The sequence below is a fragment of the Intestinicryptomonas porci genome, assembly GCF_033971905.1.
Classification (GTDB): Bacteria; Verrucomicrobiota; Verrucomicrobiia; order Opitutales; family Intestinicryptomonadaceae; genus Intestinicryptomonas; species Intestinicryptomonas porci.
Window position 1 is genome coordinate 144,527 of record NZ_JALBUT010000004.1, and the last position, 17,812, is coordinate 162,338.

At 44.3% G+C, this 17,812-nt stretch carries 20 protein-coding genes; 5 read left to right on the forward strand and 15 right to left on the reverse strand.

What is annotated here, in order from left to right:
• The 3 genes from MOX91_RS04485 to MOX91_RS04495 are packed head-to-tail and all read left to right on the forward strand — an operon-like array spanning position 1 to position 2,412.
• Positions 1-465, forward strand: a complete 465-nt coding sequence (locus MOX91_RS04485; protein ID WP_370396886.1) for a hotdog family protein — start codon at positions 1-3, stop codon at positions 463-465.
• Positions 458-1,186, forward strand: coding sequence for a 3-oxoacyl-ACP reductase FabG (gene fabG / locus MOX91_RS04490; RefSeq protein WP_370396887.1), 729 nt, complete (start codon positions 458-460; stop codon positions 1,184-1,186). The genes MOX91_RS04485 and fabG overlap by 8 nt, the downstream gene beginning before the upstream one ends.
• Entirely contained in the window at positions 1,183-2,412 is a 1,230-nt protein-coding gene (locus MOX91_RS04495) for a beta-ketoacyl-ACP synthase (protein WP_370396888.1), read from the forward strand. The genes fabG and MOX91_RS04495 overlap by 4 nt, the downstream gene beginning before the upstream one ends.
• Here MOX91_RS04495 and MOX91_RS04500 read toward each other — a convergent pair.
• From MOX91_RS04500 to MOX91_RS04555, 12 genes are all read right to left on the reverse strand, one after another.
• Positions 2,409-3,326 carry a hypothetical protein gene (locus tag MOX91_RS04500; protein ID WP_370396889.1) on the reverse strand — a complete coding sequence of 306 codons (918 nt, stop codon included), beginning with the start codon at positions 3,324-3,326 and terminating at the stop codon, positions 2,409-2,411. The two genes, MOX91_RS04495 and MOX91_RS04500, sit on opposite strands and share 4 nt — an antisense overlap.
• Entirely contained in the window at positions 3,323-5,428 is a 2,106-nt protein-coding gene (locus MOX91_RS04505) for an MMPL family transporter (RefSeq protein ID WP_370396890.1), read from the reverse strand. The genes MOX91_RS04500 and MOX91_RS04505 overlap by 4 nt, the downstream gene beginning before the upstream one ends.
• Positions 5,425-5,967: a LolA-like protein gene (locus tag MOX91_RS04510; RefSeq protein ID WP_370396891.1), complete on the reverse strand. Its 543-nt coding sequence runs from the start codon at positions 5,965-5,967 to the stop codon at positions 5,425-5,427. Before MOX91_RS04510 ends, MOX91_RS04505 begins: the two co-directional genes overlap by 4 nt.
• Complete coding sequence (locus tag MOX91_RS04515; RefSeq protein WP_370396892.1) at positions 5,964-6,362, reverse strand: acyl-CoA thioesterase; 399 nt, start codon at positions 6,360-6,362, stop codon at positions 5,964-5,966. Before MOX91_RS04515 ends, MOX91_RS04510 begins: the two co-directional genes overlap by 4 nt.
• Entirely contained in the window at positions 6,347-7,072 is a 726-nt protein-coding gene (locus MOX91_RS04520) for a glycosyltransferase family 2 protein (RefSeq protein WP_370396893.1), read from the reverse strand. The genes MOX91_RS04515 and MOX91_RS04520 overlap by 16 nt, the downstream gene beginning before the upstream one ends.
• A gap of 3 nt (positions 7,073-7,075) precedes the next feature.
• Positions 7,076-8,740 (reverse strand): ApeI family dehydratase, encoded by a 1,665-nt coding sequence (locus tag MOX91_RS04525; protein WP_370396894.1) that lies wholly within the window; start codon positions 8,738-8,740, stop codon positions 7,076-7,078.
• Complete coding sequence (locus MOX91_RS04530; RefSeq protein WP_370396895.1) at positions 8,730-9,266, reverse strand: COG4648 family protein; 537 nt, start codon at positions 9,264-9,266, stop codon at positions 8,730-8,732. Before MOX91_RS04530 ends, MOX91_RS04525 begins: the two co-directional genes overlap by 11 nt.
• Complete coding sequence (locus MOX91_RS04535) at positions 9,256-9,507, reverse strand: acyl carrier protein (RefSeq protein ID WP_370396896.1); 252 nt, start codon at positions 9,505-9,507, stop codon at positions 9,256-9,258. The genes MOX91_RS04530 and MOX91_RS04535 overlap by 11 nt, the downstream gene beginning before the upstream one ends.
• A 4-nt stretch (positions 9,508-9,511) precedes the next feature.
• Positions 9,512-9,784 (reverse strand): phosphopantetheine-binding protein, encoded by a 273-nt coding sequence (locus MOX91_RS04540; RefSeq protein ID WP_370396897.1) that lies wholly within the window; start codon positions 9,782-9,784, stop codon positions 9,512-9,514.
• 6 nt (positions 9,785-9,790) lie between these two features.
• Positions 9,791-10,501, reverse strand: a complete 711-nt coding sequence (locus MOX91_RS04545) for a lysophospholipid acyltransferase family protein (RefSeq protein WP_370396898.1) — start codon at positions 10,499-10,501, stop codon at positions 9,791-9,793.
• Positions 10,498-11,103, reverse strand: a complete 606-nt coding sequence (locus tag MOX91_RS04550) for a beta-ketoacyl synthase chain length factor (protein ID WP_370396899.1) — start codon at positions 11,101-11,103, stop codon at positions 10,498-10,500. Before MOX91_RS04550 ends, MOX91_RS04545 begins: the two co-directional genes overlap by 4 nt.
• A 117-nt stretch (positions 11,104-11,220) precedes the next feature.
• Entirely contained in the window at positions 11,221-11,745 is a 525-nt protein-coding gene (locus MOX91_RS04555; protein WP_370396900.1) for a GNAT family N-acetyltransferase, read from the reverse strand.
• 308 nt (positions 11,746-12,053) lie between these two features.
• Between MOX91_RS04555 and MOX91_RS04560 the strand changes: the two genes are divergently transcribed.
• Entirely contained in the window at positions 12,054-12,692 is a 639-nt protein-coding gene (locus MOX91_RS04560; RefSeq protein ID WP_370396901.1) for a DoxX family protein, read from the forward strand.
• 123 nt (positions 12,693-12,815) lie between these two features.
• Here MOX91_RS04560 and MOX91_RS04565 read toward each other — a convergent pair whose 3' ends face one another.
• From MOX91_RS04565 to MOX91_RS04575, 3 genes are read right to left on the reverse strand one after another with little or no spacing between them, the layout of a single operon-like run.
• The gene (locus tag MOX91_RS04565; protein ID WP_370396902.1) at positions 12,816-14,528 is read right to left on the reverse strand and encodes a beta-N-acetylhexosaminidase; all 1,713 of its coding nucleotides are present in this window, start codon (positions 14,526-14,528) and stop codon (positions 12,816-12,818) included.
• 5 nt (positions 14,529-14,533) lie between these two features.
• The gene (locus MOX91_RS04570; protein WP_370396903.1) at positions 14,534-15,760 is read right to left on the reverse strand and encodes a DUF1015 domain-containing protein; all 1,227 of its coding nucleotides are present in this window, start codon (positions 15,758-15,760) and stop codon (positions 14,534-14,536) included.
• 12 nt (positions 15,761-15,772) lie between these two features.
• Positions 15,773-16,828, reverse strand: a complete 1,056-nt coding sequence (locus MOX91_RS04575; RefSeq protein ID WP_370396904.1) for a magnesium transporter CorA family protein — start codon at positions 16,826-16,828, stop codon at positions 15,773-15,775.
• Between the two features lie 133 nt (positions 16,829-16,961).
• On the opposite strand from MOX91_RS04575, the gene MOX91_RS04580 reads away from it, so the two are divergent.
• Complete coding sequence (locus tag MOX91_RS04580) at positions 16,962-17,804, forward strand: succinate dehydrogenase cytochrome b subunit (RefSeq protein ID WP_370396905.1); 843 nt, start codon at positions 16,962-16,964, stop codon at positions 17,802-17,804.
• Positions 17,805-17,812: the final 8 nt, after the last annotated feature.

A 17,812-nucleotide genomic window follows, 5' to 3' on the forward strand; every position in this document is an offset into this window, starting at 1 on the left:
ATGTATGAGCTTGAAGAGTTGTTGCCGCACGGCGCGCCGATGATAGTTTTAAGCGGTGTAAGAAGTTGCGATATCGAAAATTCAAAAGTCGAAACATTCTTCACTGTTTCTTCTTCCGACGTTTTTTTTGATGAAAATTCGGGCGGAGTGCCGTCTTGCTTTGCTCTCGAATACATGGCGCAGTCGATAGCCTGTTTCGTTGGAATTTTGGGGAAAAGCAAAGATGCGTCGTTTAAGCAGGAAATCGGCTTTGTCTTGGGAACTCGCAAAATGGATTTGAATATTCCTGTGTTTGAAAATTCAAAGACTTACAGCGTCAGAGCCGAAAAGGTGTTTTTCGACGAAGAGATGGCTTCGTTTGAATGCGCCATTTTCGACGAAAACAATTTTGAATGCGCCTTGGCAACGGTTAATGCATTCAAGCCCAAAAACCCGTTAAAATTCTTAAATCAAAACAATGAATAAGCGCGTACTTATAACCGGCGCAAGCAGGGGCATAGGAAGGGCAATCGCCTTGCGTTTGGCTTCCGACGGCGGCTTCGACTTGGCCTTGCATTGCAATTCAAACATTTTAGCTGCAAATTCCGTTTTGGAAGAGGCAAAAAAACTCGGAGCGAACGCCCATATCCTTCAATTCGACATATCCGACCGCGAAAGCGTGAAAAAATCCCTCGAAGCCGACATGGAAAAAAACGGCGCGTTCTGGGGAGTTGTTTTGAATGCGGGAGTGAATGCCGACGCGCCTTTCCCCATGCTTGATTCAAATATGTGGGACAGGGTTTTGCGCACGAATTTGGACGGATTTTACAATGTTCTTTCACCGATTGTGATGCCGATGGTAAGCGAAAGAAAAGGCGGCAGGATTGTCGCTCTCACTTCGGTTTCGGGCATTGCGGGCAACAGGGGGCAGGTTAATTACAGCGCGTCAAAGGCGGGAATAATCGGTGCTGCGAAGTCGCTTGCATTGGAGCTTGCAAAGCGTTCAATTACGGTAAACTGCGTGGCTCCGGGCGTCATAGAAACCGACATGACAAAAGATTTGCCCTTTGAAGAGGTTAAAAAGCTGATTCCCCTCAGGCGTTTCGGCAAGCCCGAAGAGGTTGCAGGGGCAGTATCGTTTTTGATGGGCGAAGACGCCGCGTACATTACGCGCCAAGTAATTTCAGTAAACGGAGGTTTGATATGAATAGAAGAGTTGTCGTGACGGGAATGGGCGCGATAAGCCCTCTCGGAAATTCGGTCAAGGAAAATTTCGACAGACTGCATGTCTATGAAAACAAAATCGAAGTTTTGGAAAGCCTCAAAGAATACAGCGGGCTGAATTCCAACCTCGCAAGCGTCATAAAGGATTTTAAAATACCCGAACGCTATTCGCGCAAAACTCTACGCACAATGGGCCCCGTGTCGGTAATGTCGCTTTTTGTGACAGAGCAGGCTCTCGAACAGGCGGGGATTGAGCAGGGCGGGGAGCTTATCCGCGGCGGAAGGCTCGGCGTTGCGTACGGTTCGTCGTCGGGTTCCGTTGAGCCTCTTTTGGATTTTTATTCGATGATAAATACGAAAGTCGTGCGCAACATCACATCTTCAACCTATATGAAGATGATGCCGCAGACTACCGCCGTTAATATCTCGCTTTACCTGAAAACAACGGGCAGAATAATCCCGTCGGGAACCGCCTGCACTTCGGGCAGCCTTTCTATCGGATACGCCTACGAAGCCATAAAATACGGTCTTCAAGACGTGATGATTGCAGGGGGGGCGGAAGAATTCAGCCCGACGCAGGTTGCCATATTCGACACTTTGTACGCCACAAGCTCAAAGAACGAAACGCCCAAAAAAACGCCCTCTCCCTACGATGCCGAAAGGGACGGACTTGTTATAGGCGAGGGCGCGGCTACTCTCGTCTTGGAAGAGTACGAACACGCGAAGGCAAGAGGCGCGAAGATAATTGCCGAAGTCGCGGGGTTTGCCTCAAACACCGACGGAACGCATATGACACAGCCAAACGCGCACACAATCCAAGCCGCAATCGAAAAGTCGATGGAATGCGCGGGGGTGGATTCTTCCGAAATATGCTATGTAAACGGGCATGGAACAGCGACAACACAGGGGGACATTGCCGAAACAACCGCAACCGCCGCCGCTTTCAAACGCCCCATGCCAATTTCTTCGATGAAAAGCTACATAGGGCATTCTCTCGGCGCATGCGGCGCAATCGAAGCGGCAATGACAATCGAAATGCTTAATTCCGACTGGTATATGCCCACTCTCAATTTGAAAAATGTCGATTCCGCATGTGGTGAGCTTGACTACATAATAAACGAGGGCAGGGTTATTCGCGGAGAATATGCCATGAGCAACAATTTCGCCTTTGGCGGAGTCAACACTTCTCTTATATTCAAGCGGCTTTAAGATTTAAAGAAGTCGAAAAAATTAAACCACTGCAAGGGGGTATCGAGAGCGGATTTTTCCAAAAACGCGGCGTATTCCCTTGCGAGGTTTTCTCCGCGCCTTTTTGACTTTGCAAACTCTGCCATTTTGATTGTCGCAAAATATTTTCCATTTTTTTCCGCGCAGTTTGCGAAAAACACGGGGCGTTTTAGCATTTCGGCAAGCTGGAAAACTCCGCTTGGCAGATTGCATTTTTTGCCCAAAACAATTTCTTCGAAAAACTTTTCGGGGGCGCGTTTTGAAAGCCTGTCGCCCGCTGCGATAATCAAATTTCCCCGTTCAAGCTCGGCGTCAAGATGTCCGAAAGTCGCGATGTTTATGTTTGAGACGTCCAAGAAATGGAAAGAATTTTCTTTTGATTTTGAAAGAAATTCCGTTCTGAAAATAGATTCCGACCAATTTTCGACAAGGGCGAAGATTTCGGGTTTTCGCGTTCCGAAAGCCGCCGCTCCGTTTGTGCCGAGAACTTCAAAATTGCCAATGTGCGAAAAAATCAAAAATGCGCCTTTCCCCGAATTTACAAGCGTTTTAAATTCTTCCGCGTCGTGGGAATTTTCAAAAAAAACGCAATTTTTCGGAATGCGCCCCGACAGCGAAAGCATTTTATCGAGCATCGAAAGCGCGTAGTTATAGATAAGCCTGAAAACTCTCGGCTTGGTCGGACTTATTTCTCTTCTTTTTTCAAATTCGTTCAAAACGCCGAAAAATTTTTTTGCGGAAGTTCTCGCTTCCGCCAAAAACGGGTATGCGCAAACGACAATGAAAAATATCAGAAACCGCGCGGCTCTGCGCCCAAAAACAATGCAAAACCACCAGACGATTTTTATCCTTAAAACGCCCGCGCATTTCTCTTTCTGGTTGAACCATTCGCTCATTTTTCCTCCGCAAGAAAAAGCGATATGAAATATGCAAATCCAAGCCCGAGGGCGAGCATCTCTCCGATGGAGCTTATCGCCTTAAACGACGTGAATGCAAGCGCGCCAAAGCCGATTATGCTTGTCGCAAAAGAAATAAACACGGCGTTTTTTGTAAGCGTGGAATTATTTGAATAATGGAAAATAGAATAGTCTATGCCAAGCCCCATTAAAATAAATAGAGCCAAGATATGGAATAAATTTACGTTTGCGCCTAAAATCCAAAATATGAAAATCGGAAGCCCTGCCGACAAGACCACGGGCAAAATCAGTTTGAAAAAACTCCTTCTGAAAACGAGCGCAAACATTGCGGCAAGCGCAAGAAAACTTGCCGCAATTAAAGCCGCCGAAGATTTCATGTATGAGTCAAAAATGCCGTTTAGAAATTCAGGGGGCGAAAACGTTTCAAGAGCGCAGTTTTCGTCTTTGCCCACGGGAATGATTGCAGTCCAACTGCCGTTTTCTCCGTGAAGCATGCTTGAAACGGCATCTTCAAAAAGCGTGCCTTTAAGATCTTCGATTTTAAGCGGCTTTTGCCCTTTGGGCATTTCAAATTTTTTGTTTGCGCCTATTGATTTTTGGAGCTTTTCGGCGTATTTTTCGTAAAGGTTTTCAATAAGCCTTTTGTTTTTTTCCTGGCGATTTAAAGACGGGATAAATCTTGAAATTCCGCTTGCGCCGGCGTTTTCTTCGCATGTCAAAATACTGTCTATCGAAGAGCCTTTTATTATCGCAAGCTTCTTTTCTGTGTCCTTGAATATTTCAGAAAGCGACTTCTCCTGTAGGAGCAAGTCTTTATCCGGAACGTAAAGATCCGTTGCCTGAGTTTTGAATTTTGCAAAAATCAGCCCCGAAAGCGACGCCGACACAAGCGCAATTACGGCAATGTTTTTCAGCCTGCCCAGTTTCGGGATGGGAATTTTCAATACCGACTGATTGAAATCGGGCTTCAATTTTCTTACAATCAAAGGATAGAAAAACCTCACAAATAAATACGATGAAATCAACCCCGCAATGGAAAATACCGAGATTTCTTTAAGCAAGTCGAGGCTTGAAAAATACAAGACCGCAAAGCAGACAAGCGTTGTCGCGAGCGTTTTGTTCAAGGGCTTTTCGATGCTTTTAAAGGCGTCTTCGGGGGAGAATTTTTTGCATGCGGAAAAATAATGGTATGAATAGTCAACAGAAAGCCCAATCAAACTTGTCGCAAAAATCAGGACGCATACATGGGGTTTATCAAAGAAAAATACGAGGGTAGCAAGCGCGAATACAAAGGAGGAACATAGAGATATTGCCATCGGCAAAAATATTTTGGCTGTTCCAAACGCCCAATAACCCAGCGCAAAAACCAAGGTCAAAGAAACTGCCGAAAGAAAATTTATTTCGCTTTTTGATTTTTTCGACACTTTTAAGCTGTGTATGCGTGCACCGCTTTTATAGACTTCCAAATCTTTGTTTTTTAGATTTTCAAGATTTTCAATTTTGCTTTCGAGTTCGGCGTCGGTTAAATTCAGCGTATTTAAAATCGCCGCCGCGTAGAATTTTCCGCCTTCTTCCTTCTCCAAAAAACCGTCCGACATTTTCCAACCGCCGCCGTATTCGAGGAGGCTTTTAACGTATTCTTCCAATAGAAAGAAAGGGTCTTTTGAAACCTTGAAAATCGAGGCGCGGTAGGGGGATAGAATTTTTCTTTTTGCTTCGCTTAAAATTTTTTCTCCTCCGCCGCTTTCGATTATTGCCGCGCTCTCGGGGGAAAGAATATAGCTTGAATGCTCTAAAAGAAGCGTTTTTGCCGCGTTTAATTTTTCAGAATTGTCCCTTTCAACCCCAAGGATTTTCGCGGCTTTTTCTTTTGCGGCTTCCAGCGTTTCGCGGTTTTCTGACGCAAGGACAATTCTTATTTTCGAGGAATTGTTTTTTATGAAATCAAGCTCCGCGCTCTTGTTTTTGCCGCTTGCAAGCTCAAAAATTCCATACTCGAAATCAATAGGCACGCATAGCAGAAAAAGCGCGGAAAGCGCAAAAACCGCGGCGTATATAAATCTGAAAATGGTGTCTTTCAAAGGGTTTCTTTAAATTCAATTTTTATTATGGTTCCGTTCGCGAGTTCGAGTCGGCATTTTTCAAGACCGGATTTTCCAAAGCAAAGAGTTGCCGATTCAAGCCCGTTTTTAATTTTTGATATTTTGGGTAAAAGTTTTATTACGGTTTCGACGTCTTCGTCTTTTAAAATTTCCGTTTTAAATTTGTCTTCCAAGTCCGAAAAATCCCCTTTGAAGAGCTTTGAGTTGCCTATGCCGAATTTTTCAAGAGACTGCCTTTTTGTCCCGCTTGAAGACGATATTTCGTAAAATTTGTCGGACGCAAAGAATGTAAATTCGTTTGGCGAAAGATTTTTCCATGTAATGCCGACTCCATGCTCAAAGCGAAAAACGCCTATGCTTTTTACGCTCACGCCAATATCGGGCATTTCCTTTTCAAGAACAAAAGAACCGATGGCAAGCTTTTTATCGGCGGCAAGTTTTTGAAGCCTCGCGGGGATTTCAGCGGCGAAAGCTTGCGCCAAGAAAAATGTCAATAAGAGCGTCAATAAAAATTTCATTGTAAAATCCGTTCTTTTATTTTTGCGGGCAGTTCAAAGCATGATGTCTTTGATTTAATGTTTACGCACATCTGTTTTGTTTCTGCCGAGCATATTTTTTCGCCGCTTTTGAAATCTTTTGCGATGTATTTTATGTGCAGGAAATTTTCGCTCGGAACAATCTTTGCAGATACTGAAAGCTCCTGTCCGAACTCAGAAGGGCTTATGTATTTTACGCTCATCTTGACCACAGGGAAAGCGTATCCGAGCCTTTCCATTTCGCGGTAGTCAAGCCCGATTTTTTCGAGCAGGGCGCATCTTGCCTTTTCAAAATATTTTATATAGTTTCCGTGCCAAACCACCTGCATTGGGTCGAGATCGTAAAACGGAACTTTTATTTTTACCGACGCTTCCATATAAAAATTTTCTCTTTTAAAAATTTAAAAATCCCTTCGGCGCAGAGCAGGGCATGCAGTGCGGAAATCGACGCGTTGTCTTTTATCATTCTGAAATTCGACGCTCCGTTTTCGGGATACTTTACAGCTACATCCATGTTTATTATTTGGCATCCCGCCCGCGCAAGGCGGACGATGATTTCGATATCAAAGCCCATCCGCGCAAATTTAAGGCTATGCATAACCTCTGAAACTTTCTTCAGTGGATAAATCCTAAATCCGCACATGGCGTCGCGTATTTTTACCCCCGGAACTTCAAGGGCAACCCAGAAATTCGTAATTTTCCTTCCGTAAAACCTCGAAGCGGGAGCATTTTCGTAAACAGGGCATCCGTTTATAACGGCATCTGGATTTTCCACCGACGCCTTTTTGAAGTCTTCAAATGAGCCAATGCCGTGCTGTCCGTCCGCATCTATTTGGAATACATGCGTAAAACCAAGCTCGCGCGCTTTTTCTGCGCCGCGGCAAAAAGCGGCTCCCTTTCCGAGATTTTTTTCATTTTTTGCAAAAATAAGCCCGTTTTCTTTTGCGAGGCTTTCAATCTCATTGGCTTCGCGGCTTCCGTCATCGACGAGTATCACGGGTGCGCCGAGCGACAGCAGTTTAGGCAAAAACTCCTTAAACTGTTCTGCATGGTTGAAAATGGGAACTACTATTGCAAGATTATGCATTTTTCAAAATTCCAAAACTCCCGAAGAACAGGGAAGCCCTTGTTTTGAATAGGAAAACGTGCAGGAATTTTCCCCGTTTTTTATTGAAAGCAAGACAATTTCGCGCGGTCTTATTATGTTTGAAAATTTCAGCCTTTTTACACGCTTGGGATAATCGGTTTTGTCAAAAAGCTTTTTTGCAAAGTTAATGGCAAAGTGGAGCTGGATAGCCCCCGGCAAAATTTTTGCCATCGAGAAATGTCCGTTAAAATACGCGCTCTCGGCGGCAAAAAATATTTCCATATCCGCGCCAAAGTCGTGTTTTTTTATGTCGCAAATTATTGGCTCTTCCGTCTTCAAATTAAAATTTTTTTTAATTTCGCCCTTTAAAATTTTGCCCTGAGCGTTCGTCGGAATTGAATTTACAACCTTTATTTTTCGGAGAGAAAATTTGGAGTAGAAACTTTCTTTTACGCGCCTGTTTATTTCGCTTAGAAGTTTCAGGCGACCGTTTTCCATAAAAAACCGCCTGCCTTCGGAATTTAAAACAATAAGCGCCCTAAGCGCATTGCCATCAAAATCCACATGGCAGTTTTCGACAAATTCGTGCGCCAAAACCGCATTTTCCATATCGGGAATATTAAGCTGTGTTTCGCCGATTTTAACGAGCCTGTCTATGCGCCCGAAAAAATTAAATTTTCTTCCGCCGCAAAAAATTTCCACGATGTCGTTCGTCTGAAATTCTCCGCCGAGCGCGTAGGGGGATTTGGCGAGCAGGCATCCCCGAGCGTCAATGCCGATTTCAACTTCCCCAAAAACGCTCCAAGAATCGGAAACGCCTCTGTTTCTGCTTGCAATGCCGCCGCTTTCGGTGCTTCCGAAAATCTCCGTGGGAATTGCGCCCCAAATTTCCTTTGCATCGGCGCATGCCTTTTCTTTCAAAAGCCCGCCGCTTGTCGTGATTGCAGCCACATTTTGCGGGAAATCGTAAAGCTCGCGGTGCCTTGCGACAGCTTCGATGAAAGACGGCGTTGTTATAAACAAGACTTTCTGATTTTGCTTTTGAATTGCAATAAGTGTTTCAGGATCTCTTATCGTTATTGAATGCGCGGGCATTTTTAGCGACATCGGATAAAGAAGCCTCCAAAGCATTCCATACAAATGGAAAGGCTCGCAAGTCGAAACCACCGCGCAGTCTTCAAAACGCCCCATGATACTTGCGCTGTTTTTAGTTTCATCGCTTAGAGTTGCGAAGGTTTTTTCAATCATCTTGGGCGCGGATGTGGAGCCCGACGTAAAAAAGCACACCCTGCTTTCGCGCATATTTATAAAATCGAATTCGCATTCGGGAAGGTCTTTGGGAATGTCGAATAAATTTGCAGAAAGCGTTTTCTTGTTGGTTATTACGGGCAGATTTTCGCTTTTTGAAAAATCTTCCGCCATCTTTTCGGAAGATGGAAGCATGACACGCTTTTTTGCCTGCAAGAGCGCAAAGAAAAGCGTTGCAAACAAAACGGCGTCGCCTTCGACGTACAATACAAAATCTTCATGTTTGCTCCCTGCGAAATGCGAAGCGTATCTTGCAACGTCTTTTTTCATTTGCCCAAACGAAACCGAACCTTTTTCAAGCTTGAAAGCGGCAAAGTCTGAAACATTTTCCGTAAAGAAATTTTCGGGGCTAACAAACATCTTTTAAAGCCTTTCTACGCGCCAGGTATTCGAAAAAAAACATGAGCACAATTAAAATGTAAGACAAAAATCCGTTGAATGCCGCCCAAACTTCATTCGACATAAAAACGGTCGCAAGAGAACACATGGCGAGGAAAAACATAAACACCGCCCAGGCGAAAGTCGCCTTGCGCGCGTATTCTACCCCCTTTTGGGGGAGTGCTCCGCGCATTTTTTCGCCGATAATCTGAACGAGAGGCTTTTTTTTAAGCGAAAGCGCAAATACTGCCATTACGGTGAAATTCATCACAACGGGATAGAACTTGACCAACTCCGCCCTGCCAAGAACCGCCGAAAGCGCGATGACCGAAATCCCGCCAACAAGCAGGATTTTTTGGCGGTTTATGAAAAAGCCAAGCAACACCGCGATAGTCAAAACGGCAACCGCCGCTTCGCCGCATCCGCTTTTTATCGCGAAGAAAACCGCAAACGGATAGCATGCAACGACGGCGGCCGCAATGGCTTTTACTGGCGCGCTACTTTTCATTCACAAGCTTTTCGACAATATCGACCACTTCGCCAAACGTTCTGATTTTCTTGAAATCTTCCGGATTTACGCGCTTTTTTGTCTTTTGCTGCAAGCGCACCACCAAATCGACCGCGTCTATCGAATCCAAATCAAGTTCCGTAAACAGGTTCGTGGAGTCGCTTATAGAGCTTTTTTCGCATTCAAACTCTTCGGAAAGAATGTCTTTTATAGAATTTGCAATTTCTTCTCTTGTTGCCATGTTTTTATTTTGTTTGGGTTGATAAATTTTTTATGATGTAGTCGGCTATCGTATCCACCGAAAAGAATATTTCGCTGTTGTCTTCAAATTCAGAAAACGTAACGCCGAACTTTTTTTTGATTTCCATTCCCAACTCCAAGGCGTCTATAGAGTCCAAGCCCAGTCCGTCCTTGAAAAGCGGGGCTGTCTGCTCTATGTCGTCGGGCGACATGTCTTCCAAATTTAGAGCGGTTATGATTAGCTCTTTTACTTGTTCAGATATTTCTTTTTTATCCATAAGTTGTTATATTTTTAAAATTTCCGATATTTTTGAAGTCAAAATCCTCGACTTTTTCGCGTTGCTTAAATCGGGGTTTGCTTCCGGAAAGATTGGGGCAAATTCTTGAAGCGCAAACTTCACTGTGCGGTTTGAAACGCTCAGCGGATTGGAGGTCTTCCCCAAAATCAAAGGGTCGCAAGTTATGCGCACGGGAATGACGTGGCAGGCTGTTTTTATCGCAATCCGCGCGGCTCCCGAATGCACTTTTTTGCGGGGATTGTCGCTGCGCGTGCCTTCTGGGAAAATTATGACATTTATTCCGCTTCTTATCGCGTCCGCCGCCTTGTCGATTGATGAAATATCGAACTCCTTTGTGGGAATAAATATGCTCCTTACAATAGGCCTAAGCAAAATATTGCGAAGAAGAGACTCTTTTACGATGCAAACCGAGTTTTCATAGGAGCTCATCAAAAACACGATGTCAAGCAGAGTGGGGTGGTTTGCGGCAATTACAACTCCCCTGTGCGAAGAGTTCAAATTTTTCTTTTCAAGCTTTATCAAACGGAAAAACTCCAATCCGCCGACAAAAAATTTCCACGACAACCTTAACGCAGATATTGCATGTTCCTTTGAAAACAGCATGGCAACGGGAACAACCACTATCCCCATCAAAAAGCCGCCGACTCCGAACAATGCAAAGAATATTGCGGTTAAAACTGAACGCAAGAACGTCATACTGCCGATTTTAATTTCAAAAATTTGCCGCAAATTTCTCCGCCGTTTTCAAAAAAGCATTTTAATTTTTCAAAACTCATCGGCTCTACCGAAAAATTGCCGAATTCGACGCAAATTTCGCCGCTTTCGCAATTTTCACAATAAAACGCCAGCCCGCAAGGCGGCGCACTTTCGCCGTCAATCATATCAAGCAGCGGCTCCTGTGCATATACAAACAAAACTTTGCCCGTTTCCAAAAAGGCTTCAACCAATCCCGCTTCGAGAGAATTTTCGCCCGCGGCAATGGCAGTGTAGGGAGACTTGTTCTTTTCAACAATCGAAAACATACCCATCGGGAAATTGTGCACCGAAGAAGAAAAACCGTTCGGAGAAACGCCCATACCCGAGTTTAAGGAGTCGAAAAGCTTAATGCAGTCGTTCAAACAGCCGTATCTCGATGCAAAAACAGACTTGTAGCCGCTTTTGCCGCCCGCAAGGGCATTCGCCAATTGAAAAACGATTTTGCCCGTTAGGTCAAGCTTGCGCCTTGCAAGCATCGGCAAAAACGAAACATCCGGCGACGCTCCTTCAAAAATTTTAAATCCTTTAATTTTAATGGGCATAAAAAATCTTTTTAAATAACACCCATTAACAATGCAATAATAAAATTCCGCCATATAAAGCGCATAAAAATCCCTTATGGAAAATTTTATGCTTTGGGGAACGCAAAAACTATTCTGCTAATGGCGCATTGCCAAATTTTTTAAATCGGAATAAAATTTAGCATACTCTTTAGAAGTTATCTGCCGCTGAGTGCTTAAAATGAGCATGGGGCATTCTCCAAGCCCATACCCATATCCCGGGTGTGAATGTTTATGGGGATTTTCAAAGAAACCGCATTTTTTATAAAAACGCAATCTTGCGGCCGATTGCGCATCCGTAATTTTATCTATTTCAAGAACGAGTATTTTATCGGTTGCAGACTTGAATTCTTCCATAATCTTAAAACCATATCCGCGTCCGCGCAAATCTTTATTTACGGCAAAATGTTCTATGTATATAAAATTGTCGAAATCCCAATACGAAATAAAGCCTGCAAGCACATTGTTTTCTTCATGGCAAATCAAGTGGTACCTTTCGCTTTCAAATGCCATTTTTTGCTGAAATTCAGTCCGCTGTTCGGCAAGGGGAAAACTTTCTTCATACAACCTTTTAAATTGCGGATAAATTTTGTCCGAATTGCTTTTTACCTCAATTTTATTCATGACAGATTATAGATTCAGCCTTTATCCGCAATTTACGCAAGCCAAAACAGGCAAATATTATGATTAACCGGAATACTTATTTTATCAAGGCGTGCAATACCAACGTTTCAATCTCGTTTTAACTCATTAGACATAATATATATTGTGCGACAAATTCGGATTGTTAATTATTTGGCTATCAATATGTTTGTTTGTGAGAAATATTGTTTAAAGGCATTTATTTTGCGTGCCATAATCTTTGATTTATCTTGGGAATTTTAAATTTAAGAATTGTAATTTAACAGTATTTATTGCAAGAATTTTAGAATATGAAAAAGTTAAGCGAATTTTTAATTTGTTTCTTCAAGAACATTCCCGCAAGTTCGGACGCTCAATCGGCGGCGGTTTCAATTTTTAGAATTTTTGCGGGAATTATGATGTTGCCTTACGGCTGGTCGAAAATTCAAAACTATGGCGAGCTTTCCGTAAATTTTTTCAATGACCCGATTGGCATTGGCATGTTGCCTTCGCTTTGGCTTACGCTTTTTGCCCAGATTGGATGTGCCGCAATGTTGATTTTGGGCTTACAGACAAGATTTGCCGCGTTTGTGCTTTTTATAAATATGGCGGTCGCCACAAAATTCCATTTTTTCGATCCTTTTTTCGTGAAAGCTCTGCCGATATTGTTTTTGGGCATGTATGCGTTCTTAATGGTTTCGGGCGGCGGAAAGTTTTCTCTCGACAATTTAATTTTTAGGAATGTAAAAACTGAAAATTCCGCGCGTTCAAACATGAACATTTTTTCGCGTTCCGTGAGGATTGCCGTTTGTTTTGTTCTATCTTGGATTGTCTTTTCAAACGCATTTTCGGGAATTTTTAGTTTTCTGATATTGGCTTTGGTTTTTGCGCTTTTCGCGAGCGCAATTTACGGATATTGTCCGATAACAGACATTATTAGAAAAAAGTAGTTAATTATAAAAAAGCAAGCTTGCCTGACGTTTCCATATTTGGAATTTTCTACAAAATATGCACGCAAAAAAAACTTCGGATATTTGCAAAGTCCGAAGTTTTTTGATTTTTTTAGCGAACCCCTATTCTTCCGTGCGGTTTGCAAATGCCCTCATTGAGCTTTCAAAAAGACCGCCGATTCTTGCGCGCGCAAGCCAAATTTGCTCGTATTGAGAGCGCATAACTTTGAGGGTTTTTCGCAAGTTCAAGCTTTGGATTTTTTCATCGTCGCTTGCCCTTGCAACCGTCCATTTTATAAGGTCTGCGGCAAGCGCGATTTCACCCTTGCAAACTTCGGCATCGGGGCTGTGAGGCTCCGCCTTTGAGAGAAATTCTATCGCCTTGTTTGCGCCTTCAAACATAGATTTAAAATGTTCTTCCGCGCCCTGCTCTTTAAGCTCCGCAATTTTCTTTGAGTCGGCAAAGAAAAGTTTGTTATGAAGCGAATGCAATTTCTTTGCGGGATCGCACCTGCCAAGTTCTGTAAGGGCTTTTGACATGTTTCCGGTCGGGTCTTGGAATACAAACATATCAGCCGCCTTGCAGACATCGGCTTCTTCAAAATCATCGCCCCATGCAGATTGGGCGAACGCCAAAACCGCAAGCCACATCGCGCACCAAGCCTGATGGTTGCCGTTGTCGCCCCAGTTTGTGAGCATTGCGCCCATTGCCCCCCATTTTTTCGCGGAAGAGCAAACGTCTTTTACGTTTTGATAGGCTGTATCAAGGCGTATTGCAAAACTGTTCCAAGTATTTGTTCCGCCAACCACGATGAAGTCGCGTTTTTGGTCGTGCAGAATTTTAGCCTCTTCGTCTATGGGGCTGTCGGGATAATACCCCCAGAGAAGCGCAACCAAGTCTTCGGGAAGCTCTTTTGCAAATTCAGGCTCTTCCAAGATTACGTCAGCCCAAATGTGAATTCTCTTGCCGTGGTTTTTGGCAAGTTTTGAAAGTTCTTTCACATAGTTTGCGTAAACCTTGTATTTGCCGATTTTATCGCATTCTTCCTTCGATCTTCCCGTTCCAAATTCCCACGGCTCGTCGCACCCCGCATTGAAGTTTTTGGATGTGAAGTTCGGCAAAAAGTCGTCGTAAAGAGAGCCGATGAAATCGAGAGATTCTTTTGACGGATAAAGGGTTGTGGGATACGGGCGTTCGTTGCCCATAGGGTCGATAAACGGAGCCTCGCATTCGGCAAGATGTTGGTATTCGGGATAGCGAAGCCATCTGTCCATATGCCCCAAGCTGTTCAAATTCGGGACAAGCTCGATGTTCGCGCGGGCGCAAAGAGCGTCTAAAATTTTATATTGCTGGGGAGTCATCGGAGTGCTGTCGCCCCAAACAAGCTCGTGGTTTTGAAAAGCGAAAGTATGCTCTGTATAAAGCTCGAGCCTGTTGAACTTGAAAAGCGAAAGCAAATCCACAAGGTAGGCAAGAGTTTGCATCGTCGGGACTTTACACCTGCTTATATCAAGCATAAAACCGCGAATTTTAAGCGTTGGCTCGTCAACGATTTTTAGGCATTGCACGCCCTCTTTAGAGCCTTGCGCTATCGCCTGGCGCAAGGTTTGAAATGCCATGCGCGCGCCCTCTTCACCCGAAGTTCTGATGGTTATGCCGTCTTTTGAAACATCGAGTTCGTACGCCTCTTTGCAGGGTACGGGATATGTCAAATCAAGCTTTACTTTTGCGCCCTGCGGAATTCCGGCGGGAGAGAGAATGACATCGCCCTGCTTCAAGGGCAAAAATTCTCCCTCGCGGATTTCAACCGATTTTGGTTTTGGAAAGAAAAACATGGCTTTTAGAATGTATGGACAAACAGGCCCGAGCGCAATTTCGGTTCAAACCAAGTGGATTTTGGAGGCATAATCTGACCCGCATCGGCAATCGCCATGAGCTGTTCGACGGTTGTGGGATACATCGAAAACGCAACTTTGAATTCTCCGCTATCGACAAGGCGTTCAAGCTCCTTTACTCCCTTTATGCCGCCTACAAAGTCAATTCTTTCGTCTGTGCGCGGGTCTCCGATGCCAAGAAGCGGAGAAAGCACCCTGTTTTGGAGAAGCGACACGTCCAAAGACTCAACAGCGTCCAACCCGTCAGTCGAACCGAATGCGAGCGCATACCACTCGCCGTCCAAATACATGTTCACGTTTGTGGGCGATTTCGGCTCTTTTTCAGATGTTTTTGAAACTTCGCAAACCTTTTTAAGCTCCGCCAAAAATTCTTCGGGTGTTCTGCCCGCCAAATCCTTCACAACTCGGTTGTAGGGAAGAATTTTAAGCTGTCCTGCGGGGAAGCAAACCGACAAGAACCAGTTGTAGTCTTCATCACCCGAATGATTGGGGTTCTCTTTTGCAAGATCGCGGGCGCAACGCGCGTTTGACGCGCTTCTGTGATGTCCGTCGGCGACATATGCGCACGGGATTTTGTCGAAAACTTCAACGATTTCATTCAAAAGTTTCGGATCTGAAATTTTCCAAACGCTGTGGCGTATGCCATCGTCTGCGACAAAGTCAAACAAGGCGTCTTCGTCCTTTTTGTTTTCCACGATTTCGTCGAGTTTTGTGCCGTCTTTTACCGTGAGGAAAACGGGACCCGTGTTGACGCGCAGAGTGCGGGTCAAATTGTAGCGGTCGTCCTCTTTCGCCTTGCGGGTTTTTTCATGCTTTTTGATGACATCCGCATCGTAATCTTGCGCGCTGAAAGTCGCGACGATGCCTGTTTGGGAATGGCTTCCCATCTGCTGGCGGTATAGGTACATTGATGGGGCGTCTTCCCTGATTAAATACCCGTTTTTTACGAGTTTTTCAAAATTTTCCTTCGCATGGTCGTAAACCGCCTGAGTATAAGGGTCGATATTCGGGTCGAGTTCAAGCTCGCTGCGGACAACGCGCATAAAGCTTAGCGGCTTGCCTTCGGCTTCCTTGCACGCCTGCTTGAAATTTACAACGTCGTACGGAAGGCTTGCGATGTCTTTTGCCAAGCCGTCTTTTGGTCTTAATCCTTTGAATGCTTTTATTTTCATATGTGTTTTAATTTAAAATTCGTCGTCAGATTTTGAAAGGTTTACCTTTTTCAAGAAATAATACGTGCCGTATGCCAAAAGCACGAGAAGAAGCGTCATTGCGCTGTATGTGTGCCCCCACCAGACGCCCTGCGTCATCATTGTAAATTCGCTCATTCCTCCAAGCCCTACAATGACGTTTAAGGGCAGAAAAATGATGTTTATGACCGCGAGCTGTTTCATAAGCACTGAGAGGTTGTTGCTTACAATGGAACCTCTCGCATCGCTCATTCCAACGAGAATGTTCGTGTATATTTCAGTCATTCGCACGCATTGGTTGTTTTCGACAATGATATCTTCAAGCAGTTCGCTTTCGGTTTCCGAAAACCCTATTTTTTCAGTGTCGCGCACGAGTTTTGCAAGCAGAACCTTGTTTGCGGTCGTCGCGCTCTCATAGTAGGTCAAGCTTTTGGAAAGGACGAACATTTCCGTCAAGTGGTGGTTTGAAACCGAAAACTCGATATCTTTTTCTATCCTTGCGGAAATCAATCGTATGATTTTCAAATGTTCAAGGAAGTGGTTTGTTGCATGGTGTAAAATTCTTAAAATCACTCCCCTTAAAGAACGCGCCCTCAAAGCCCCCCTGCCGTACTCGAAAAGCGGATTTTCCTCGGGTTGCACGATAATCATTTTGTCGTCAAACAAGAATATGCCGACCGATGTCACGCCAAAGCCAAGCAAGTCTTCCGCCGAATAGTTGCGCGGCTGCTTTAAAATTATGGCTATGTGGTTATCCTCAAACTCAACGCGCGAAATCTCGTCGGGGTCAAGGGCGGAATTCAGCGAGTGCGGGTCGATTTGGCAAGTGTCCACAAGATACCGCTTCTCTTCTTCCGTCGGGGATATGTAGGAGAATATTGCGCCATTCGGCGATTCTGTTATTTTGCCGTCAACAATTTCAAATGTTTTAAGCATGCAGTTCCCTTTCTTTTCGGCAAACGGCGCCCCGCCCTTGCGTTCCAATAAAAAAGCACCCCAATTCGGGACGTCCGAACCGAGTTTCAAAAAAATGTCGGGGATTTTTGGCAACTTGTCAAGAAGTAATCAATTCGGGGTAAATTTAAAGCTGTTCGGAAAAAAAAGATTGAATGTTTTTATAAAAAAATGCAAAGTCTGATTCTTTAAAAGCTACATTTATTATCAAAGTAAAAATAACAGCACTATGTCTAACCTAACAAAAACCCTGTCGTCGTCGCTTATAAAGAAATTCGTGATGGCAATTACCGGTTTTGCGTTGGCGTCGTTTTTACTCATCCACATGCTTGGCAATCTCCAAGTGTTGGAAGGCGGCCCGCACGCAATTAACGCTTATGCAAACTTCTTGCAGACTCTCCCCTGGGAAATACTGTGGGGATTCCGCCTCGGGCTTGGTTTGTGCCTTGTAATCCACTTTGCAATGGCATATCTGCTCGTAATGGAAAACAAGAAGGCGCGCCCTCAAACCTACGCAGTAAAGCAGTCGGTTGTTTCGTCCGCGGCGGCAAAAACAATGATTTATACTGGGACAGTAATATTGCTGTTTGCCGTAGTGCACATTCTGCACTACACAGTTCTTTGCTTGAACCCCGAATTTAAGTCGCTCGACTGGGTTTGCGGTTCCGGAATGTACGAAGGCAAAACTTTGCACGACGTTTACGCAATGGTAATTTTGGGCTTTAACAACGTATGGGTAAGCTTGGGCTACATCGTTGCGATGTTCGCAATCGGTTTTCACTTGGTCCACGCCGTTTCTTCAATGTTCCAGTCGGTAGGTCTCAGAAACGAACAGGTAAGATACAAGCTAAATGCAGTGGCTTTGATTTACGCCGTTGTGATTTTCGGCGGATTTTCAATCGCCCCCCTCTCCGTTTTGGTTTCAAAATTCACTCCCTGCCAAATTTTGCCCGTCAAGGAAGTCGTAAAGCAATATGAAGAACTCGCACCGAAGGCGGAAGGCAAGCCAATCTTTATCGACTACAAGTTCCTTGAATGCAAATCTTGCGACAAGGCTAACCCTGCAAAATAAGAAAGATT